Annotated in this window: 18 protein-coding genes and 1 pseudogene; 7 read left to right on the top strand and 12 right to left on the bottom strand. The window is 72.5% G+C overall.

The genetic code is table 11. From position 1 onward, the window contains the following. Positions 1-74: 74 nt before the first annotated feature. On the bottom strand, positions 75-458 hold the full coding sequence (locus ACFVST_RS09535; RefSeq protein ID WP_390148550.1) for an arsenate reductase family protein: 384 nt from the start codon (positions 456-458) through the stop codon (positions 75-77). A gap of 221 nt (positions 459-679) precedes the next feature. Between ACFVST_RS09535 and ACFVST_RS09530 the strand changes: the two genes are divergently transcribed. Then, positions 680-976, top strand: a complete 297-nt coding sequence (locus ACFVST_RS09530) for a hypothetical protein (RefSeq protein WP_390148760.1) — start codon at positions 680-682, stop codon at positions 974-976. Between the two features lie 120 nt (positions 977-1,096). Beyond that, the gene (locus tag ACFVST_RS09525) at positions 1,097-2,059 is read left to right on the top strand and encodes an asparaginase (RefSeq protein ID WP_390148548.1); all 963 of its coding nucleotides are present in this window, start codon (positions 1,097-1,099) and stop codon (positions 2,057-2,059) included. Positions 2,060-2,476: 417 nt separating this feature from the next. Here the strand turns inward: ACFVST_RS09525 and glnA are convergent, their stop codons facing one another. After that, a complete protein-coding gene (gene glnA, locus ACFVST_RS09520) occupies positions 2,477-3,886 on the bottom strand; it encodes a type I glutamate--ammonia ligase (protein WP_390148546.1) in 1,410 nt (469 codons plus the stop codon). 236 nt (positions 3,887-4,122) lie between these two features. Between glnA and ACFVST_RS09515 the strand changes: the two genes are divergently transcribed. After that, a complete protein-coding gene (locus ACFVST_RS09515; RefSeq protein WP_390148544.1) occupies positions 4,123-4,590 on the top strand; it encodes an RDD family protein in 468 nt (155 codons plus the stop codon). A gap of 134 nt (positions 4,591-4,724) precedes the next feature. On the opposite strand, the gene ACFVST_RS09510 is transcribed toward ACFVST_RS09515, so the two are convergent. The 4 genes from ACFVST_RS09510 to lipB form a co-directional block, all read right to left on the bottom strand. Next, positions 4,725-5,426: a DUF4191 domain-containing protein gene (locus tag ACFVST_RS09510; protein ID WP_390148542.1), complete on the bottom strand. Its 702-nt coding sequence runs from the start codon at positions 5,424-5,426 to the stop codon at positions 4,725-4,727. A 65-nt stretch (positions 5,427-5,491) separates the two neighbouring features. After that, entirely contained in the window at positions 5,492-5,698 is a 207-nt protein-coding gene (locus ACFVST_RS09505) for a hypothetical protein (protein WP_390148540.1), read from the bottom strand. 438 nt (positions 5,699-6,136) lie between these two features. Continuing rightward, complete coding sequence (locus tag ACFVST_RS09500) at positions 6,137-7,102, bottom strand: lipoyl synthase (protein WP_390148538.1); 966 nt, start codon at positions 7,100-7,102, stop codon at positions 6,137-6,139. A 197-nt stretch (positions 7,103-7,299) separates the two neighbouring features. Further along, on the bottom strand, positions 7,300-8,124 hold the full coding sequence (gene lipB / locus ACFVST_RS09495) for a lipoyl(octanoyl) transferase LipB (RefSeq protein WP_390148536.1): 825 nt from the start codon (positions 8,122-8,124) through the stop codon (positions 7,300-7,302). 304 nt (positions 8,125-8,428) lie between these two features. Between lipB and ACFVST_RS09490 the strand changes: the two genes are divergently transcribed. Next, entirely contained in the window at positions 8,429-9,955 is a 1,527-nt protein-coding gene (locus ACFVST_RS09490; protein ID WP_390148534.1) for a regulator, read from the top strand. Between the two features lie 35 nt (positions 9,956-9,990). Here ACFVST_RS09490 and ACFVST_RS09485 read toward each other — a convergent pair whose 3' ends face one another. Beyond that, positions 9,991-11,415: an FAD-dependent oxidoreductase gene (locus ACFVST_RS09485; protein WP_390148532.1), complete on the bottom strand. Its 1,425-nt coding sequence runs from the start codon at positions 11,413-11,415 to the stop codon at positions 9,991-9,993. 441 nt (positions 11,416-11,856) lie between these two features. After that, positions 11,857-12,777, bottom strand: coding sequence for a TIGR01777 family oxidoreductase (locus ACFVST_RS09480; protein WP_390148530.1), 921 nt, complete (start codon positions 12,775-12,777; stop codon positions 11,857-11,859). A gap of 42 nt (positions 12,778-12,819) precedes the next feature. Between ACFVST_RS09480 and ACFVST_RS09475 the strand changes: the two genes are divergently transcribed. After that, on the top strand, positions 12,820-13,311 hold the full coding sequence (locus ACFVST_RS09475; RefSeq protein WP_390148528.1) for a GNAT family N-acetyltransferase: 492 nt from the start codon (positions 12,820-12,822) through the stop codon (positions 13,309-13,311). A gap of 20 nt (positions 13,312-13,331) precedes the next feature. Here ACFVST_RS09475 and ACFVST_RS09470 read toward each other — a convergent pair whose 3' ends face one another. Then, a complete protein-coding gene (locus ACFVST_RS09470; protein ID WP_390148758.1) occupies positions 13,332-13,847 on the bottom strand; it encodes a DUF4240 domain-containing protein in 516 nt (171 codons plus the stop codon). A gap of 133 nt (positions 13,848-13,980) precedes the next feature. Between ACFVST_RS09470 and ACFVST_RS09465 the strand changes: the two genes are divergently transcribed. Beyond that, positions 13,981-14,988: an SDR family oxidoreductase gene (locus tag ACFVST_RS09465; protein WP_390148527.1), complete on the top strand. Its 1,008-nt coding sequence runs from the start codon at positions 13,981-13,983 to the stop codon at positions 14,986-14,988. Between the two features lie 97 nt (positions 14,989-15,085). Then, positions 15,086-16,168, top strand: coding sequence for a helix-turn-helix transcriptional regulator (locus tag ACFVST_RS09460; RefSeq protein ID WP_390148525.1), 1,083 nt, complete (start codon positions 15,086-15,088; stop codon positions 16,166-16,168). 79 nt (positions 16,169-16,247) lie between these two features. Here ACFVST_RS09460 and aceE read toward each other — a convergent pair whose 3' ends face one another. The 3 genes and pseudogenes from aceE to sucB form a co-directional block, all read right to left on the bottom strand. Then, the gene (gene aceE, locus ACFVST_RS09455; RefSeq protein WP_390148523.1) at positions 16,248-18,944 is read right to left on the bottom strand and encodes a pyruvate dehydrogenase (acetyl-transferring), homodimeric type; all 2,697 of its coding nucleotides are present in this window, start codon (positions 18,942-18,944) and stop codon (positions 16,248-16,250) included. Between the two features lie 258 nt (positions 18,945-19,202). After that, the gene (locus ACFVST_RS09450) at positions 19,203-19,826 is read right to left on the bottom strand and encodes a GntR family transcriptional regulator (protein ID WP_390148521.1); all 624 of its coding nucleotides are present in this window, start codon (positions 19,824-19,826) and stop codon (positions 19,203-19,205) included. Between the two features lie 147 nt (positions 19,827-19,973). Next, positions 19,974-21,021 (bottom strand): annotated as a pseudogene (gene sucB / locus ACFVST_RS09445) (2-oxoglutarate dehydrogenase, E2 component, dihydrolipoamide succinyltransferase); the annotation flags it as partial.

Genomic DNA, 21,021 nt, shown 5'->3' with positions numbered 1-21,021 from the left:
TGCCCGCCATTGAAGCAGACACCCCGCCTACGGCGACACCCCGCCCCGGCCCCCGGCCGGCCTCCCCCGTGGGCTCAGGACGCGGTGCCCGGCCGGGCCAGTGCGTCGCGAACCGCGTCTTCGGTACGGGCCACCACCGCCGTACCGTCCTCCGCGGTGATGATGGGCCGCTGGATCAGCTTGGGGTGCCGCGCCAGCGCCGCCACCCAGCGGTCCCGCGCCGAGGCGTCCCGCGGCCAGGCGGCCCGGTCCGACAGCCCCAGCTCCTTCGCCGCCGCCTCCTGGGTGCGGGTGATGTCCCAGGGCTCAAGCCCCAGCCTGTCCAGCACATCCCTGATCTCGTCCTCGGAGGGCACGTCCTCCAGATAGCGCCGCACGGTGTACTCGGCGCCCTCCGCATCCAGCAGCGACAGCGCACTGCGGCACTTCGAACACGCGGGGTTGATCCAGATCTCCATCCCCCCACGGTACGCACGCCCCGCCCCAGGCCCTGAGCCGACCGCCCCGCCATCGCCCACGCCCTCCGGGACGTCCGCACACACTGCCTGACGGAGCCCCAACTCCCCTCTGGCCAGGGGATTTTGGCCTTCGACTGTCAGTGGCGCGGAGTAGAATAGAAGCAGTGTTCGAGAGGCAGGGGCCACCCGCCCGTGCCTCGGACCGCGACTGGAGGATGCCCGTGCCCGCTGCCGCCACCACCGCGAAGCCGACCGCCACCACCGCCCTGTCCGACCTGCCGTACACCCCGCTCCGTAAGCAGCCGCTGCCCGCCGGGCGCCCCCGGCAGTGGTACATCACCCACAACCGCCGACTGAAGGCCATGCGCCTCGCCATCGCCCTGCTCGACTCCGGAGTGCACCTGCCCGACCAGGCGCACAACGGCCGGATACGCAGCACCGCGGAGTGCATCGGCATCCACCCGCCGTCCGACACCACCTGCCACATGGTCCGCGCCCTGATGCGCTACAGCCGCTGACCTCCCCGGCCGGGCCGCCCGCACCGCCGCGGGCGGCCCCGCCCCACCCCGCCTCCCCGCCGCCTGACTATCCTCGCCGTGCCGCACACCGGCGGCAGTACAGGGAACGAGGTGGGCCGGATGCCGGCCGAAGTAGCGGTGTACACACTCGGCGGCACCATCTCCGCGGCCGGCGGCGGAGGCGACACCCGGCTCACCGGCGCCCAAGTCCTCGCCGCCGTCGGTGTCCCCGAGGACATCCGGGTCACCCTGCACGACTTCCGCCACCTGCCCAGCGCCTCCCTCACCATCGACGACATCACCGAACTCGCCGCCCACACCCGGCAGTCACGGGCCGCGGGCATCGGCACCGTCGTCGTCCAGGGCACCGACACCCTGGAGGAGACCGCCTTCCTGCTCGACCTGCTCTGCGCCCCCGGCACCCCCGTCGTCGTCACCGGAGCCATGCGCCGCCCCGACACCCCCGGCGCCGACGGTCCCGCCAACCTCGCCGCCGCCATCACCACCGCCGCCGACCCCGCCTGCCGGGACCTCGGCGTACTCGCCGTCCTCGGCGACGAGATCCACGCCGCCCGCCATGTCCGCAAGGCCCACACCACCTCCCTCACCGCCCTCGCCTCACCCGGCGCCGGGCCCCTCGGCCGGATCGTGGAAGGCCGCCCGCACATCCTGCTGCGCCCGCCCGCGCCGACCGTGCCGCGGCCCCTGCGCCCCACCCGGCCGGTTCGCGTCGCCCTCCTCACCCTCACCCTCGGCGACGGAGGCGAACTCCTCGACGCCGTCGACGCCCGCTTCGACGGCCTCGTCCTCGCCGCCTTCGGCGCCGGACACGTACCGGCGCGCCTGGTCGGACCGCTGGCCGCACTCGCCGCCCGGATGCCGGTCGTCTTCGCTTCCCGCACCGGCGCCGGCCCCGTCCTCACCCACACCTACCGAGGCCCCGGCTCCGAACACGACCTGATCACCCACGGCCTCATCCCCGCCGGCCACCTCGACCCCCCAAAGGCCCGCCTCCTCCTCCACACCCTCCTCGCCTCAGACACCCCACCGGAAGCCCTGCCGGGGTATTTCGCCTCGGTCTAGGGAGGACCGAGGCGGCGGGCGGTACGTGCGCGCGCCCGCTCCCGCCTGGGTGGTTACGTCTGCTCGTCGTCCTCTGGCTCCGCCGCCCACGTCGTCGACGCCGTGGACGACGATTTCAACCAGAGGTTCTCGTGGTTCGTACGGCCACGTTCGCGTACTCGGAGCTGGCGGTGCGACCGAAGTGGCGGAAGCTGCGAGTGGCCGAGCGGACGACCCGTGCACTGCTGGGCCCCCGGGAGGAAGCCCTGGCCGTGCTGCTTGTCGACACCGAACACCCCCGGGTGCAGGCCCCGCTCGCGGACCCGCCGCTGTCCTGAGCTGAGCGAGGTGAGTCCCTTGATCAACAACGCTGCGGACCCTCTGCGGACTGGCAGAGGGTCCGCAGGAGGGACCGCGAGCTCAGAGCCCGATCAGGGCTTACAGGTCGAAGTACAGCTCGAACTCGTGCGGGTGGGGCCGGAGTTGGATGGGGGCGATCTCGTTGGTGCGCTTGTAGTCGATCCAGGTCTCGATCAGGTCGGAGGTGAAGACTCCGCCCTGCTGGAGGTACTCGTTGTCCTGCTCCAGGGCGTCGAGGACGGCCGGGAGGGAGGTCGGGACCTGGGGGACGCCGGCGTGCTCCTCGGGGGCCAGTTCGTAGAGGTCCTTGTCGATGGGCTCGGCCGGCTCGATCTTGTTCCGGACGCCGTCGAGGCCCGCCAGCAGCAGCGCGGAGAACGCCAGATACGGGTTGGACGACGGGTCGGGGGCGCGGAACTCGACGCGCTTGGCCTTCGGGTTGGACCCGGTGATCGGGATGCGCATCGCGGCGGAGCGGTTGCGCTGCGAGTAGACCAGGTTGACCGGGGCCTCGAAGCCGGGCACCAGGCGGTGGTAGGAGTTCACCGTCGGGTTGGTGAAGGCGAGCAGCGACGGGGCGTGCTTGAGGATGCCGCCGATGTAGTACCGGGCGGTGTCGGAGAGGCCCGCGTAGCCCTGCTCGTCGTAGAAGAGGGGCTCGCCGCCGTTCCACAGGGACTGGTGGACATGCATCCCGGAGCCGTTGTCACCGAAGATCGGCTTGGGCATGAAGGTGGCGGTCTTGTTGTTCCGCCAGGCGACGTTCTTCACGATGTACTTGAAGAGCATCAGGTCGTCGGCGGCGGCCAGCAGCGTGTTGAACTTGTAGTTGATCTCGGCCTGGCCGGCGGTGCCGACCTCGTGGTGCTGGCGCTCGACCTGGAGGCCCTGGCGGTCGAGTTCGAGGGAGATCTCGGCGCGCAGATCGGCGAAGTGGTCGACCGGCGGGGCGGGGAAGTAGCCGCCCTTGTAGCGGACCTTGTAGCCGCGGTTGTTCTCCACGGCGCCGGTGTTCCAGGCGCCGGCCTCGGAGTCGATCTCGTACAGCGAGCGGTTGGCGGAGGTCTCGAAGCGGACCGAGTCGAAGACGTAGAACTCGGCCTCGGGGCCGAAGAAGGCGGTGTCCGCGATGCCGGTGGACGCTAGGTAGGCCTCGGCCTTGCGCGCCACGTTCCGCGGGTCGCGGCTGTACTGCTCGCCGGTGATCGGGTCGTGGATGAAGAAGTTGATGTTGATGGTCTTGTCGCGGCGGAACGGGTCCACCCGGGCCGTCGACAGGTCCGCGCGCAGCGCCATGTCGGACTCGTGGATGGCCTGGAAGCCGCGGATCGACGAGCCGTCAAAGGCGAGCTCCTCCGCCGGGTCGAAGACCGCCGCCGGGATGGTGAAGTGCTGCATCACTCCCGGCAGGTCGCAGAAGCGAACGTCGACGAACTTGACGTCCTCGTCCGCGATGAACTTCTTGGCTTCGTCGGCGTTCTGGAACATCCAGCTCTCCTCCTGTCCCGGCCCGGGCGAAGGGGCGGGGTCGTCGCTAGGTCGTACGGCCGGTGCGGTGGGGGCACGCTCGTCCCGACCCTATGAAGCCGGCATTTCTCGGGCGTGACCCGTTTGTTTCGTGGACGTTAACCGGCGCGAGCTTTGCCGACCCGGCGGCAGCGGTCTGCACCTATACTCCACCCCCGGCGACGGGGGTGCATTCGGGACCGCAGTACCGTGGTCGGGTGGACAACAGGCAAGCAATCGGATCGTGGCTCTCCGGCCCCCGCGCGGCCGCCGAGGACATGGGCGTGGAGCTGGGGTACCGGGGCGAGCAGCTCGGGCTGCCCAAGGAGGGCCCGGGATCGATCGCGCCGCTCGGTCGCCGCTTCGGCGCCATCGCCATCGACTGGGCCCTGTGCCTCCTGATCGCGTACGGCCTCTTCGCCCGCGGCGACCAGCAGGCCATGGGGAACTGGACGCTGGGCGTCTTCTTCGTGCTGAGCGTCCTCACCGTGGGCACCGTGGGCTGCACGCCCGGAAAGCGGCTGCTGGGGCTGCGGGTGGTCTCGGTGGACGGCGGCCGCCTCGGCATCGGCCGGGTGCTGGTACGCAGTGTGCTGCTGTGCCTGGCGGTCCCGGCACTGATCTGGGACCGGGACTCCCGCGGTCTGCACGACCGGTTCGCCCGCGCGGTCCAGGTCCGTATCTGACTCCTCCAGCGGTCGGGCCGCACGGCGGGAGATGCGCCCGCGCCGTGGACGTACGACCGTGCCGTGGACGTGATCGCGCCCCCGGATCCTGACGGGTCCGGGGGCGCGGGCGTGTGCGGCGGTCGGGGGGGGGGTCAGCGCATCTTGGGGCCGCCGCGCGGCATCCGCATCCCCTTGGGCATCGGGCCCTTGGGCAGCGGCATGTTGGTCATCAGATCGCCGAGGGCGCGTAGCCGGTCCGTGGTCGTGGTGACCTGCGGGCCGGTGAGGACGCGCGGGAACTTGAGCATCGTGGTGCGGATCTTCTTCAGCGGCACCTGGCCCTCGCCGTCGCCGACGATGATGTCGTGCACCGGCACATCGGCGACGATCCGCGCCATCTTCTTCTTCTCGGCCGCCAGCAGGCCCTTCACCCGGTTCGGGTTGCCCTCGGCGACGAGCACGATGCCGGCCTTGCCGACGGCCCGGTGCACCACGTCCTGGCTGCGGTTCATCGCCACGGCCGGAGTGGTGGACCAGCCGCGGCCCACGTTCTCCAGTACGGCGGCCGCGGCGCCGGGTTGTCCCTCCATCTGCCCGAAGGCGGCGCGCTCGGCACGGCGTCCGAAGATGATCGCCATCCCGAGGAAAGCGAGCAGGAAGCCGAGAATGCCGAGATAGACCGGGTGGCCGATCAGGAAACCGATCCCGAGCAAGACACCGAAGGTGACGATCCCGACAGCCGCGAGAATCAGACCGACCTTGGGATCGGCCTTTCTCGTCATCTTGTAGGTCAGGGCGATCTGCTTGAGTCGCCCGGTGCTCGCAGCGTCCGCTGCGGTTTCCTTCCTCGCCATGCTCCGAAGTCTACGTGGCCCGTGACACCGGTTCGACGTGGTGTCCGGTCAGCCGCCGCAAGGGGTCAGGAGCTGCGGGCGGGGGAGGAGGTGTGGTCCAGCAACTGCTCGGTCTCGGCACGGTCCCGGGCGCGGGCGCGGTCCTCCAGTACGGAGGTCCAGGCGTTGCGGCGGGCGGTGCGCTGGCCGCTGCTCATCAGCAGCGACTCCACGGCGCGCAGGGCGCCGGTGACGGTCGGAAGGGCGGTGGCGCGGACAGGTGCGGCCTGCATGGTGGGATCTCCCGGGGGGAGCGTGCGGGATGAGGGAGGCGCGGGCCCAGGCCACATCGCCTGGATCCGGTGGGCCGGTCCCGGAGGACCTGCCCGATGTTCACGTGGTGTGGAAACACGGTCACAGATTGGTGTTACCAGCGCATGACGACGTGGTCAAACGGTCGTGAAACCGCGGTGTCCCATGCCGCGGAGCCCGCTCGGCCGGCCCGGCACCCGCCACCTGCGGCTACGGGCCGAGCCCCGCGCCACCTGGGCTGACCTGCCGGTAGGAGCTTGTGCGCGGTTTCACACCCATGGCCTTCGCTGAAGTGACAGCACGCCCCGCCCGTGCGTACGCGGTCGGGCGGGGCGGGGGGCGTGACTCACCGACCGGAGTCGGGTGCTCCGGTCGGAATGCGGGGTCGGTGGGTCCGGGTGCGGTGGGGCCGAGGGTGCTCAGACCGCCTGGGAGGCGACGTAGGAACCGCGGCGCTCGATGGCCATCTGGTACAGCCGTCCCGCCCGGTACGAGGAGCGGACCAGGGGGCCCGACATCACACCGGAGAAGCCGATCTCCTCGGCCTCCTCCTTCAGCTCCACGAACTCGTCCGGCTTGACCCAGCGCTCCACCGGGTGGTGCCGCACACTCGGGCGCAGGTACTGGGTGATGGTGATCAACTCGCAGCCCGCGTCGTGCAGTTGCTGAAGGGCCTCGCTGACCTCGGCGCGCTCCTCGCCCATGCCGAGGATGAGGTTCGACTTGGTGATCAGGCCGGCCTCCCGGGCCTCGGTGATCACCTTGAGGGACCGCTCGAACCGGAAGCCGGGGCGGATCCGCTTGAAGATGCGCGGCACCGTCTCCACGTTGTGCGCGAGGACCTCGGGACGGGAGGAGAAGACCTCCGCCAACTGCTCGGGCTCGGCGTTGAAGTCGGGGATCAGCAGCTCGACCTTGGTACGGCCGGCTTCCCGCTCCGCCGTCATGCCGTGGATCTGGCGCACCGTCTCCGCGTAGAGCCAGGCGCCGCCGTCGTCCAGGTCGTCGCGGGCGACGCCGGTGATGGTGGCGTAGTTGAGGTCCATGGTGACGACGGACTCGCCGACGCGGCGCGGCTCGTCACGGTCGAGTTCCTGCGGCTTGCCGGTGTCGATCTGGCAGAAGTCGCAGCGCCGGGTGCACTGGTCGCCGCCGATGAGGAAGGTCGCCTCGCGGTCCTCCCAGCACTCGTAGATATTGGGACAGCCCGCCTCCTGGCAGACGGTGTGCAGCCCTTCGCTCTTCACCAGCTTCTGCAGGGCGTTGTACTCGGGGCCCATCTTCGCCCGGGTCTTGATCCACTCGGGCTTGCGCTCGATGGGGGTCTGGCTGTTGCGGACCTCCAGGCGCAGCATCTTGCGTCCGTCGGGTGCTACTGCGGACACGTCGGCTCCCTGCTGATTGGCGTTGCCCGACTCGGTGGGATCGGTCGGCTCTGTTGCGTGTCTTCTGCGTGTCTTCGATTCTTCGGCGCACACCAGCGTACGCCCGCGATGTGCCTGGCTTCCTCGCTGGTGGAACCCCCGGCCCGCGGGGTGCATTCCCCGTACGGGGGAGCCGCGCGGACCAGTGGGGCTCCCGGTCAGACGGGGGCGGAGGCCGGCTCGGTGGGCGGGGCGGGCCGCTCCACCACACGCGGCTTGGGATCCGCCTCCTCCAGCACCTCCCGCAGGTGGCGCTCGACGACCGGGGCCACCTCGTCGACCGTGATGTCCCGGCCCAACTCGCTGGCGAGGGAGGCCACTCCGGCGTCCCGGATGCCGCAGGGGACGATGCGGTCGAACCAGGTGTTGTCCGGATTCACGTTCAGCGAGAAGCCGTGCATGGTGACGCCCTTGGCGACGCGGATGCCGATCTGGGCGAGCTTGCGGTCCTCACCGCGCTGGCCCGCGTTGGACGGGGCGTACTCCGGGCCGCAGAGCCGCGGGTCGAACTCCTCGTCGTCCAGCCGGGGATCGAAGTCCAGGGACAGGCCGCCGTGCTCGCGGGCCGCGGGCCTCGTCTCGCCCAGCACCCACACCCCGCTGCGGCCCTCGACCCGGGTGGTGCTCAGGCCGAACTCCGCACAGGCCCGTATCAAGGCGTCCTCAAGGCGCCGCACATGGGCCACGACGTCAACCGGGCGAGGCAACTTGAGGATCGGATAGCCCACCAACTGACCGGGGCCGTGCCAGGTGATCTTTCCGCCGCGGTCGACGTCGATGACCGGCGTCCCGTCCAGCGGGCGATCGCCCTCCTCGGTACGCCGTCCCGCCGTGTACACCGGCGGATGTTCCAGCAGCAGGCAGGTGTCGGCGATCTCGTCCTGGAAGCGGGCGGCGTGCACCCGGCGCTGCTCAGCCCAGGCCTCCCGGTACTCCACGGCGTCCGGCCCGAAGCCGAGCCGTACGAACCGCAATTCACTCACGGCAACTGCCTCCCTCAAGAAAATGCAGTGTGCGCGCCGGGATCGCCGGCGGCACATCGCGCGCCCATGCCACTGTACGACCGGGCCGCGGGGCTCCGGCCGGGGGCCGGTCGCATCCGGCCTCCACCTGCTACGACACAGCCCGCCGACGATCGTCACGTCCTCTTCCCGCTCCTCACACGAACGAATGAAAGGGTGTGGAAGCCGGGGATCAGGCGGCCACGGGCCGTTACATTCACGCCGTCCACGAGGCCGTAGGGGCTGCTCGCGGCGCGAGCCCGGAAGGCAGGAGACCGCACAGCACATGACGGAACGACCTCCGCAGCGCACCCCCAACCGCCGGCTCGCCGCGCTTATCGCGGAGGCGGGATTCTCCAACGCGGGACTGGCCCGCAGGGTTGACCAACTCGGCCAGGAACACGGCCTCGACCTGCGTTACGACAAGACCTCGGTGACCCGCTGGCTCCGCGGCCAGCAGCCTCGCGGCACCACCCCGGCGCTGATCGCGGAGGTCTTCACCCGGCGCCTCGGCCGCCGCCTCAGCGCCCAGGACCTGGGCCTCGACGCCTGCGCCCCGGTTTACGCGGGGCTGGAGTTCGCCGCGTCCCCGCAGGAGGCGGTGGATATCGTCGGCGGCCTCTGGCGCAAGGACTCCGGCAGCCACACCGAGCTGCGGAAGATCGCCTTCACCCCGGCCGGCCTGGTGGTGCCCAGCCGGGACTGGCTGATCGGCCGGGCCGACGACCGGGTGGCGCGCCCCGAGGACCCCACCGCGCTCGGCCGCGCCATCCGCCAGGACCGGCCCCTCGTCCGTGTCCCCGAGCACCCCGCGGACCGCGACGGGCGCCCCGCCAACGACCCTGGCCGGGTCCCCGAGCAGCGCTCCGGTGCGGAGGCGGGCCGCAGTGCCGCGGAACGGATGCCGGGGCAGCGGGTCACCCCCGGCGACATCGCGGCGCTGCGCTCCGTCGGCGAGCTGTTCCGCGCCCTCGACCACGCCTATGGCGGCGGGCACGCACGCCAGGCCCTGGTCCGCTATCTGGAGCACGAGGCCGAGCCCATGCTCCGCGGCACCTACGGCGAGCAGACCGGTCGCCGCCTCTTCGGCGCAACCGCCGAGCTGACCCGCCTCGCCGGCTGGACCTCCTACGACATCGCCGCACACGGTCTGGCACAGCGGTACTTCGTCCAGGCACTGCGGCTCTCGCAGGCCGCGGGGGACCGGGTCTACGGGGCGTACGTACTGGTCACCATGGCGCGGCAGGCGGTGCATCTGGGGCACGGGCGGGAGGCGGTGCAGCTGGCGCGGGTGGCGCAGCAGGGCGCCGGGCCGGGCGCCCCGCCGGTGGTGCAGGCCATGCTGTTCGCGGTGGAGGCGCGCGGCCACGGCGTGCTCGGCGATCTCCGGTCCTGCACCCAGGCGCTGCTCCGCGCCGAGCAGGCACTCGAAGCGGCCCGGGGCGCGGAGGAACCACCGCACTGGGCGCGGTACTTCGACGACGCGCAGCTCGCCGACGAGTTCGGGCACTGCCACCGCGATCTCCAGCAGTACCGGACGGCGGCGCAGCACGCGGAGCGCTCGCTGCGGCTGCGCGCGCCCGGCTTCGCCCGCAGCCGCGTCTTCTGCAAGCTGGTGCTGGCCTCCTCCAAGCTGGGCCTCGGCGAGCTGGACCACGCCTGCCGGATCGGTGCGGAGGCCGCCAAGCAGGCCGCGGACATGCGCTCGGCCCGCGTCGCCGAGTACGTCCGCGACTTCGAACGCCGCCTGGAGCCGTACGCGGACACCCCGCACGCCCGCACCTACCGCGAGCGCGTCACCTCCTACGGCTGACGCGGCGGCGCGGGGTGACCGCGTCCGGCCGGTGGTCAGGCGGCGTTGGTGGTGTCGTCGGGGCCGGTCGCGGGGGCGTGGCGGAGGTCGGTGAGGAGGGCGGTGGCGGCCCGCCGGGCGGAGCGCAGGGCTCCGCCGAGGTCGCCCGAGTCCCGGTGCCCGCCGCACACATAGAGGCCGGCGACCACCCGCACCGGGCGCCGCGGATCGTGCGGCACCGGCAGGGCGGGCACCGCCTCCGCGTCATGGTGGACGGCGACCAGCTCCCACCGCCGGGTGTCCGTCCCGTAGACCCGGGCCAGCCGGGCCCGCAGCGCACCGTCCGGGTCGGCCGGCGGCGGTCCCGGCAGCGCCGAGGTGACCAGGGCGCGCCCGGCGGGTGCCCGCAGCGGGTCGACCTGGCTCACCACCGCCGTCCAGGCCAGCGGTCCGCGCTCCGCGTCGAGTACCAACGCGCCCTGGGTGGCGGGTGGTTCGGCGGTGCTGTGGTGCACCAGGGTGACCGGGCGGAAGGCGGGCACCCGCAGGCCCGGCAGCAGCGTCGCCGCGTCCCGTGCCCCCGTCGCCAGCACCACGGCCCGGCAGCCGAGGGTGCCGTGCCCGGCGGTGGTCACCGAGGTGGTGGCGACGGAGGTGACCCGCACCCCGGTACGGACCGTGCCCGGTGGCAGCGCGGCGGCGAGGGCGGCCGGTATCGCGTCCGAGCCGCCCTCCGGCAGGCAGAGGCGGCCGCGGGCGTAGGTGTGCAGGGCCAGATCCGCGGCGAAGCTGGAGCTGCTCAGCTCCGGGTCGCAGAGCAGCGCGGTGAGCAGCGGCCGCAGAAATCCGTCCACGGTACGGGCGGGCAGCCCGCGGGTGGTGAGCGTCCGGGCGGCGGTCGACTCGGGCCGGGCCGCGAGCCGTTGCTCGCTCTGGGCGGCCAGCCGGGTCAGGGCGTGGCCGAGCCGCGCCTGGTCGAGGGGGCCGCCGAGCGGCGCCGCCCGCCCCGCACCCCGGCCGCCCGCGCCCGCCGTCCGGTTCCCCGGCACCGCGGTACGGCCCCCGGGTCCCGCCGTGCGGGGAGCGCTGGCGAGGGCGCGCGCAGCGTTCAGCGCACTGATTGCCCCGCGCGCGCCTTTTGCGCCCCGTGCGCCCCTTGTGCTCCGGGCGCCGGCCGGCTCGCCAGCCCGGTACAGGCGGCCTTCGCTGTGGACGAGCACGCCCGGTGCGAACTCCCGCAGCGGCACCGTCAACAGGGCCGGTTCCTCCCGTAGTTCGGGCCAGGCGGTAGACAGCGGCCGGGCCCAGCGGTCCAGTCGGAAACCGTCGGCCTCCTCGGCCCTGGCCCCGCCGCCCACCTGCTGCTCCGCCTCCAGCACCTGCACCGATACCCCGGCCCCGGCCAGTCGGCGGGCGACCGCCAGACCGGCGACCGAGGCCCCCACGACGACGACTTCCGTATGGCGCGCGGGCTCAGACACTGCCACTCCCCAGGGTTCGCGCGGCCGGCGGTTGCGCGGTCGCCGGAGCCCCGATGCCCCCGACTGGCGTCCGGAATACCCGAGTTCGGCGACGGGCCGGGCCTCGACGGCTTCGACCACGGCAACCGTTCCGACCGCTTCAAAGGCTTCGGCCGATGCAACGGCCCTGACTACTCGACGACTTCGGCTGTCCGGCGGCGTTCCACCGCTGGAGAGCCTCCACCCGTTCGACGGCGCCCCGCCACCGCGACTGCTACGACCGCCCGACGGGGTCCGACCCCTTTCGACGCAAGAGCCTAGGAGGGCCGGGGGCCGCGGGGAGCAGCGCGCGGGATGCGTGCGGGGGCACACGGAGGCGCGGACCAGCGCACGGCCCGGCATCCGGTTCCCGCCCCCCACCGAACCCGGCCCGCGGTCAACTCCCGCCCCGCACCGCCCCGTTCAGTCGTGCAGGGCCGCGCGGATCATGTCGTCGATGCCGGGGAAGGCGAAGCGGAAGCCGGATTCCTGGAGGCGGGCGGGTAGGACGCGCTGACTTGAGAGGACGTCGCCGGCGAACTCGCCGAGGGCGATCCGCAGGGCCGCGGACGGCACCGGAAGGACCGCGGGACGGTGCAGCACCCGGGCCATCGCCGCCGTCACCTCGCGGTTGGTGCACGGCTCGGGGCCGGTGAGGTTGACCGGGCCGGAGAGCTCCGGGGTGTCGATCAGATGCCGCAGCGCCGCCACCTCGTCGTGCAGGGCGATCGCGCTCCAGTACTGCCGTCCGTCTCCGAGCCGCCCGCCCAGGCCCGCGCGGAACACCGGGAAGAGCGGCCCCCAGGCCCCGCCGTGGCGCGTCACCACCAGACCGGTGCGGGCGAAGACGGTGCGTACCCCCGCCTCCTGGGCGGAGGCCGCGGCCTCCTCCCAGTCGGTGCAGAGGGCCGCGAGGAAACCGTCACCGGGCGGGGCGCTCTCGTCCACGGCGCGCTGCCCGGTGTCGCCGTAGAAGCCGATGGCGCTGCCGCAGACGAAGACGGCGGGCGGCTGGTCCAGGGCGGCGACGGCCTCCGCCAGGGTGGCCGTGCCGAGGACCCTGCTGTCGCGCAGTTCGCGTTTGCGGTCCTCGGTCCACCGCCGGTCGCCGATCCCGGCGCCCGCCAGATTGACCACCGCCCGGCACCCGGCGAGCGCCCCCGCCTCCACCCGGTGCCCCTTGGGGTCCCACCGCGCCTCGTCGGGCCCCCGCGGCGGGCGGCGGACCAGCCGCACCACCTCGTACCCGTCGGCGACCAGTGACGTGACCAGTGCCCGGCCGATCAGACCGGAGGAGCCGGCCACCGCGATACGGGTGGGCTCCGCGCTTTCTTGTCCGTGCATGGGCCCATCCTGCCGTGCCCGCGTCTCTTTACCCTGGCGCTCATGCCGCTTCCCGCCGTCCGGTTCGCCCGGCTCGATGACGACGCCGCGCTGGGCGCGCTCGACCGTTCCGTCTGGTCGCCGCTGCACGCCGTCACCCCGGCCCCGCAGCCGCCGTACCGGGAGTTCTTCGACGAGCGTCATGCGCCGCGGGACCATCTGGTGGCCGAGGTGGACGGGCGGCTCGCGGGCTATGTGCGGTTCGGGCTGCCCACCCCGCTGGTGTCCCACGCGCATGTCCGGCAGATCCGCGGGCTGGCCGTGGCGCACGAGTCCCGTGGCCGCGGGGTGGCGCGGGCGCTGCTCCGGGCGGCGATGGACGAGGCGCGGCGGCAGGGCGCCCGCCGCATCACCCTGCGGGTACTGGCGCCGAACACCCCGGCGCGGTGCCTCTATGAGTCGGTGGGCTTCACCGTGGAGGGCGTACTGCCGCAGGAGTTCCGGTGCGACGGGGAGTATGTGGACGATGTGCTGATGGGGCGGACGCTGGTCTGAGCGGGGTGGCCGGGAGGCGGTCAGGCGAAGCGGTCCCAGAGTTTCGGGTAGGCGCGGGCGAGGGCCGTGTCGTCCTCCAGGTCGAGCGGGGTGCCGGCCGGTTCCGCGGGGGCGGGTGGGAGGCCCAGGTCGGGGGCGACGGTGCCGGTGAGCTGCTCATAGGCCTCGTCGGCGGCGTAGCCGAGTTCCTCGCCGTCGCCGTCGACCTCCTCGTCGAAGTCGTCCAGGAGGTCGGCGAGGGAGTCCGGGTCGTGCAGGGCGCCTTCGAAGACCTCGCGGCCCTGCCCGATCAGCCAGCAGCGGAAGTACTCGAAGGCGTCGTCGCTGGCTCCGCCGAGCAGGACCCAGGCCGCACCCCACAGGTCCCACCGGTAGGCGCGGTTGTAGCGGGCCTCGAAGTGGCGGGCGAAGTCCAGGACAGCGTCGGGATCGGACTGCGCGAGCCGCTGCACCAGCAGGTCGGCATGGTCCTCCGGATCGCCTCCGGCGGCCTCGCGCGTGCCGTCGACGATCTCCCAGAACTCCGTCTCGTCCATCACGGCACCAGCATCTGCCCTGCGCGGGGGCGACGCACGCGGAGTCCCACGGATGCACCCCCGTTCGTTATACGGGCACCGCCTCGGCGAAGCCGGACAGAAGGTGTCCGCATTCCCTGCCAGGCTCCCCGGCATGGACCACAACAGGCAGCAGCAGAGCAGCGAACAGCGGGACGGGCAGGACAGGCAGAACGGGGCGGCCGGTGGTGCGGGGACGCTGGCCGGGCAGGTGGCGCTGGTGGCGGGCGCGACCCGGGGTGCCGGCCGGGCCATGGCCGTGGAGCTGGGCCGGGCCGGCGCCACCGTCTATGTCACCGGCCGCACCACCCGGCAGCGGGTCAGCGAGGTGGGCCGGGCCACGGAGACCATCGAGGGCACCGCGGAGCGCGTGGACCGGGCGGCCGGCCGTACCGGTGCCGCCGTCGCCGTCCCCACCGACCACCTCCGGCCGGAGCAGGTGCGGGAGCTGGTGGACCGTATCGAGGGGGAGCAGGGCCGGCTCGATGTCCTGGTCAACGATGTGTGGGGCGGCGAGCACCTGGTGGCCGAGGTGCTGGAGAAGAAGCCGCGGATGTGGGAGTACGACCTGGACAAGGGGATGCGGATGCTGGAGCTGGGCGTCCGCACCCATCTGATCACCAGCAGCCTGGCCCTGCCGCTGCTGGTGCGGAACCCCGGGGGGCTGGTGGTCGAAGTCACCGACGGCACCGCTGAGTTCAACCGCCGCTACCGGGACAACCTCTACTACGACCTGGCGAAGAACGCGCCGATCCGGATCGCGTTCGGGCTGGCCGAGGAGCTGAAGCAGGTCGGCGGCACGGCGGTCGCGGTCAGCCCCGGCTTTCTGCGCTCGGAGCAGATGCTGGACCTGCTGGGCGTCACCGAGGAGAACTGGCGGGACGCGGTCGCGCGGATCCCCGAGTTCGCCGTGTCCGAGACGCCGTATCTGCTGGCCCGCGCGGTGGCCGCGCTCGCCGCCGACCCGGACCGGCGGCGCTGGAACGGTGCCTCCCTGTCCAGCGGCCACCTCGCCCGCGAGTACGGCGTCGACGACCTGGACGGTTCACGCCCCGACTGCTTCCGCTACTTCGAGGAGGTCGTCTTCGGGGACCGGGACGCCACGGCGGAGCAGTACCGCTGAGGCGGGTGCCCGGACGTGCCCGCCTCCCCGCTGAGCCCCGGTGGTTTCCGGCCACCGGATGGCAACCCGGGCCCCCGGCAGCCCGCATGATGGCCCCATGCGTGCTGCCCGGCTCATCAAGATGGTGCTGTTGCTCCAGTCCAGATCCGCCATGACCGCCGCCGAACTCGCCCGTGAACTGGAGGTGTCGGAGCGGACCGTGACCCGCGATGCCCAGGCCCTCTCCGAGGCGGGCGTACCGGTCTACGCGGACCGCGGCCGGGTGGGCGGCTACCGTCTCGTCGGCGGCTACCGCACCCGGCTCACCGGGCTCGCTCGCAGCGAGGCGGAGGCCCTCTTCCTGTCCGGAGTGCCGGGCGCGCTGCGGGAGATGGGGCTGGAGGACGCGGCCTCCGCGGCCCGGCTGAAGGTGTCCGCGGCACTCCAGCCCGCCCTCTCGGACGCCTCCCGCTCGGCGGCCGCGCGCTTCCATCTGGACGCGCCCGCCTGGTTCCGCGAGCCCGCCACCCCGCGGGCGCTGCCGGCACTGGCCGAGGCCGTCTGGGACGACCGCCGGGTGACCGCCTGCTACCGCCGGGGCGCGGGCACCCCGGACGCCTCCGCAGCCGACGACGCGGACACCCCGGCGCCCCAAGTCGCCCCCGAGGTACGGCGGTTGCTGGAGCCGTACGGGCTGGTGCTGAAGGCGGGGGTCTGGTACCTGTGCGCGCGGGTCGCCGAAGGGGCCGCGGGCGGCGGGGACTTCCGGGTCTACCGCATCGACCGTTTCACCGAGGTCACCATGGGCGCCGAACGCTTCGCCCGGGACGGGGAGTTCGACCTGCCGGGCTTCTGGGCGGAGCGGGCCGCGGAGTTCGCCCGGTCCATTCTGCGCGGCACGGTCGAACTGCGGCTCACCGAGGCGGGCGCCCGGCAGTTGCCCACGGTCACCGACGCGGCGGCCGCCCGCGCTGCACTGGCCTCGGCGGGCGAACCGGACGCGGACGGGCGGCGGGTGGTGCGGCTGGCGGTGGAGTCCGAGGAGGTGGCCTGCGCCCAACTGCTGAGCCTGGGCCCGGAGGCCGAGGTACTCGCCCCGCCCGCCCTCCGCACCCGCCTCGCCGCGCTACTGGCCCGCGCCGCCGCCCGGTACCGGACCGACCCGGCCCCCGTGAACTCCCCGTTGCCGCCCACCAGTTGACCTCGGGCGTCACACACCGCGGCCCCCACCCCGAGCGGCGCGGGCTCGGGGTGGGGGCCGCGGTACCAGCGGACAGGCCCTACAGGCCGTAACGCTCGCGGGCCTCCTTGACCGCGGTGGCCTGCACCTGGCCCTTGCGGGCGAGCTGGGCCAGGGCGGCGACCACGATGGACTCGGCGTCCACCCCGAAGTGGCGGCGGGCCGCGTCCCGGGTCTCGGAGAGGCCGAAGCCGTCCGCGCCGAGCGAGGACCAGTCCTGCTCCACCCACTGCGCGATCTGGTCCGGCACCTGCCGCATATAGTCGCTGACCGCCAGCACCGGCGAATCGACGCCCTCCAGCGCCCTGCGCACATACGGCACCTGCTCCTCGCCGCGCAGCGCGGCCGCGTCGGACTCCAGGGCGTCGCGCCGCAGCTCGGTCCAGGAGGTCGCGGACCACACATCGGCGGCCACACCCCACTCCTCGGCGAGCAACCGCTGTGCCTTCAGGGCCCAGTGGATCGCGGTGCCGGAGCCGAGGAGCTGGATGCGGGAGGCGTTGGCCGGCACGTTCAGGCCCGCGGACTCGGCCGTGTTGAAGCGGTAGAGGCCCTTGACGATGCCCTCGTCGACCCCGGCCGGTTTGGCCGGCTGGGGCAGCGGCTCGTTGTAGACCGTCAGGTAGTAGAAGACGTTCTGGTCCTCGCCTGGCGCCGCCTCGCCGTACATACGGCGCAGACCGTCCTTGACGACGGCGGCGACCTCGTAGGCGAACGCCGGGTCGTAGGAGACGGCCGCCGGGTTCGTCGCGGCGATCACCGGGGAGTGGCCGTCGGCGTGCTGGAGGCCCTCACCGGTGAGGGTGGTGCGGCCGGCGGTGGCGCCGACCAGGAAGCCGCGGCCGAGCTGGTCGCCGAGCTGCCACATCTGGTCCGCGGTCCGCTGCCAGCCGAACATCGAGTAGAAGATGTAGAACGGGATCATCGCCTCGCCGTGCGTCGCGTACGACGACGCGGCGGCGATGAAGTCGGCCATCGAACCGGCCTCGGTGATCCCCTCGTTGAGGATCTGCCCGTCCTTGGCCTCTTTGTAGTACATGAGCTGGTCGCGGTCGACCGGCTCGTACGTCTGGCCCTTCGGCGAGTAGATGCCGAGCGACGGGAAGAGGGACTCCATACCGAAGGTGCGGGCCTCGTCGGGGACGATCGGCACCCAGCGCCTACCGGACTGCTTGTCCCGTACCAGGTCCTTCACCAGGCGTACGAAGGCCATGGTGGTGGCGACGGACTGGGAGCCGGAGCCCTTGTCGAAGGCGGTGAAGGCCTTGTCGGCGGGGGCCGGCAGCGGGGCCAGCGGGTGCGTACGGCGGGCCGGGGCGGGGCCGCCGAGGGCGGCGCGCCGCTCCTGGAGGTAGCGCACCTCGGGGGAGTCCGCGCCCGGGTGGCCGTAGGGGACCACGCCGTCCACGAACTGCGCGTCGGAGATGGGGAGTTCGAGCAGCTCGCGCATGTCCTTGAACTCGTCCACCGAGAGCTTCTTCATCTGGTGGTTGGCGTTCTTGGAGGCGAAGCCGGGGCCGAGGCTGTAGCCCTTGACGGTCTGCGCCAGGATCACCGTCGGCGCGCCCTTGTGCGCGAGGGCGGCCCGGTAGGCGGCATAGACCTTGCGCGGCTCGTGCCCGCCGCGCGAGTCGTGGAAGCACTCCAGGATCTTGTCGTCGCTGAGCAGCTTCGCCATCTCGACCAGCGCCGGGTCCGCCCCGAAGAAGTCCTGCCGGATGTACGCCGCGTCCCGCGTCTGGTACGTCTGCACCTGCGCGTCCGGCACCTGGCGCAGCCGGCGGACCAGGGCGCCCGTGGTGTCGAGCGCGAACAGCTCGTCCCAGGCGCTGCCCCACAGCGACTTGACCACGTTCCAGCCGGCGCCGCGGAACTGGGCCTCCAGCTCCTGCACGATCTTGAAGTTGGCGCGGACCGGGCCGTCGAGGCGCTGCAGGTTGCAGTTGATGACGAAGGTCAGATTGTCCAGGCCCTCGCGGGAGGCGAGCGCCAGGGCCGCGGTGGACTCCGGCTCGTCCATCTCGCCGTCACCGAGGAAGGCCCACACATGCGAGGCCGAGACGTCCTTGACGCCACGGCTGGTGAGGTAGCGGTTGAACCGCGCCTGGTAGATCGCGGAGATCGGGCCGAGGCCCATCGACACCGTCGGGAACTCCCACAGCCAGGGCAGGCGGCGCGGGTGCGGGTAGGACGGCAGGCCGTTGCCGCCGGCCTCGCGGCGGAAGTGGTCGAGGTGCTCCTCGGAGAGCCGCCCGTCGAGGAAGGCGCGGGCGTAGATCCCGGGGGAGGCGTGGCCCTGGACGTAGAGCTGGTCGCCCGAGCCGTCGCCTTCCTTACCCCGGAAGAAGTGGTTGAAGCCGGTCTCGTAGAGCCAGGCCGCGGAGGCGAAGGTGGCGATATGGCCGCCGACGCCGTACTGGGAGCCGCGGGTGACCATCGCGGCCGCGTTCCAGCGGTTCCACGCGGTGATCCTCCGCTCCATCTCCTCGTCACCGTCCACGGCGGGCTCGGCGGCGGTGGGGATGGAGTTGACGTAGTCCGTCTCCAGCAGCTTCGGCAGGCCCACTCCGGCGCCCTCGGCGCGCTCCAGTGTGCGGCGCATCAGATACGCGGCGCGGTGCGGCCCGGCCGCCTCGGTGACGGCGTCCAGGGAGGCCTGCCATTCGGCGGTCTCCTCGGGGTCGCGGTCCGGGAGCTGGTCGAGCTCGCTCGGCTGGATTGCGGTGGGGTCGGTCATGTCGCCGCCTTCCGGAGTCGAAGGGGGTTCCCCCGCCGGTGTCGACCGGTGAGGGTTCTGGGTTGCCCTAAGGTCTTTGGCAGGACAGGGCGGGGGCTCTGGTGGAAGCCCGAGGTCGACTCTAAGCCCGCGATCGATGATCGATCAAAGGTCGTCCAATAAAAAGTGCCTCGAAGACCAAAAGTAGGCACAGGGTGCCGCGGTCCCGGACACCGCGTGCCTGGTTTTCCCAGGCTGGAAGCGATGGACGAGCGCCGCTCACGCCCGCGGTGCGCAGCCCAGGACGTGCTCCTTCACCAGCTTCCCGATCCGCGGGTCCCGCCGACGGAACGCCTCCACCAGCGCCTGGTGCTCCTCCGCGTACGACTGCTGCACGGTGCCCAGCCAGCGGATCGACAGGGCGGTGAACACCTCGATGCCCAGGCCCTCCCAGGTGTGCAGCAGCACGCTGTTGCCCGCCGCCCGCACCATCTCCCGGTGGAACGCCACGGTGTGCCGGACCTGCGCGGTGCCGTCCGAGGTGCGGTCCGCGAGATAGAGCGCCGCCACATGCGGCTCCAGCGCCGAGCAGTCCTCGGCCAGCTTCTGCGCCGCCAGCTCCGCCGCGATCTGCTCCAGACCGGCCCGCACCGGATAGGACTCCTCCAGATCGGCCGCAGTCAGATTCCGCACCCGTACGCCCTTGTTGGGCGCCGACTCGATCAGCCGCAGCGACTCCAGCTCCCGCAGGGCCTCGCGCACCGGGGTCTGGCTGACCTCCAGCTCGGTGGCGATCCTGCGCTCCACGATGCGCTCGCCGGGCTGCCAGCGGCCGCTGACGATCCCCTCCACGATGTGCTCGCGGATCTGTTCGCGCAGCGAGTGGACGACGGGCGCGGTCATGCGGGCTCCGTAGGTTGTCGGGCGGGGGGGGACCCGTCACCACCGCACAGGCCGGGGGACGCGGCACGGGGTGACTTCTAGACAATACGGCGACGCCCCCGTCCGGAAACATTCCGGACGGGGGCGTCTCCCCAGGTGTGGTGAGCCTTACAGGCCGAGCTCCACCTCGAACTCGCCGGCCTCCAGGATCGCCTTGACCGCGCCCAGGTAGCGGGCGGCGTCGGCGCCGTCCACCAGGCGGTGGTCGTAGGAGAGGGTCACATACGTCATGTCGCGGACGCCGATGACCGTGCCCTCCTCGGTCTCGATGACCGCCGGGCGCTTCACCGTGGCGCCGATCCCGAGGATGGCGACCTGGTTCGGCGGCACGATGATCGTGTCGAACAGGGCGCCGCGGGAACCGGTGTTGGAGATGGTGAAGGTGCCGCCCGCCAGGTCGTCCGGGGTGATCCTGCTGGCCCGGACGGCCTCCGCGAGCTCCGCGGTCCGCTTGGCGATACCGGCGATGTTGAGGTCGCCCGCACCCTTGATGACCGGGGTCATCAGGCCCTTCTCGGAGTCCACGGCGATGCCGATGTTCTCCGAGTCGAAGTAGGTGATGGTGCCCTCGTCCTCGTTGATCCGGGCGTTGACGACCGGGTGGGCCTTCAGCGCCTGGGCCGCCGCCTTCACGAAGAACGGCATCGGGGACAGCTTGACGCCCTCCCGGGCGGCGAACGCGCCCTTGGCCCGCTGCCGCAGCTTCATCAGCCTGGTGACGTCGACCTCGATGACCGAGGACAACTGCGCCTGGCTGTGCAGGGCCTTCATCATGTTGTCGCCGATGACCTTGCGCATCCGCGGCATCTTGACGGTCTGGCCGCGCAGCGGGGAGGCCTCCAGCACGGGGGCCTTCTTCGCGGCGGGCGCCGCGGCGGCCGGAGCCTGGGCGGCGGCCTTCGCGGCCTCGGCGGCGGCGAGCACGTCCTGCTTGCGGATGCGGCCACCGACCCCAGTGCCCTTCACCGAGGACAGGTTGACGCCCTGCTCCGCGGCCAACTTCCGTACCAGCGGCGTCACATAGGCACCCGCGTCGGCCGGGGCGGCCGGTGCGGGGGCTGCGGGCGCGGGCGCCGGAGCCACGGGGGCGGGCGCGGGAGCGTGGAGCAGGCGCTGCGGATCTCCGAGGCGCACGGCGATGCCGAGGTGACGGTGC

Source organism: Streptomyces sp. NPDC058045, assembly GCF_042885635.1.
Classification (GTDB): Bacteria; Actinomycetota; Actinomycetes; order Streptomycetales; family Streptomycetaceae; genus Streptomyces.
This window is presented reverse-complemented; position numbering and strand designations above follow the sequence as displayed.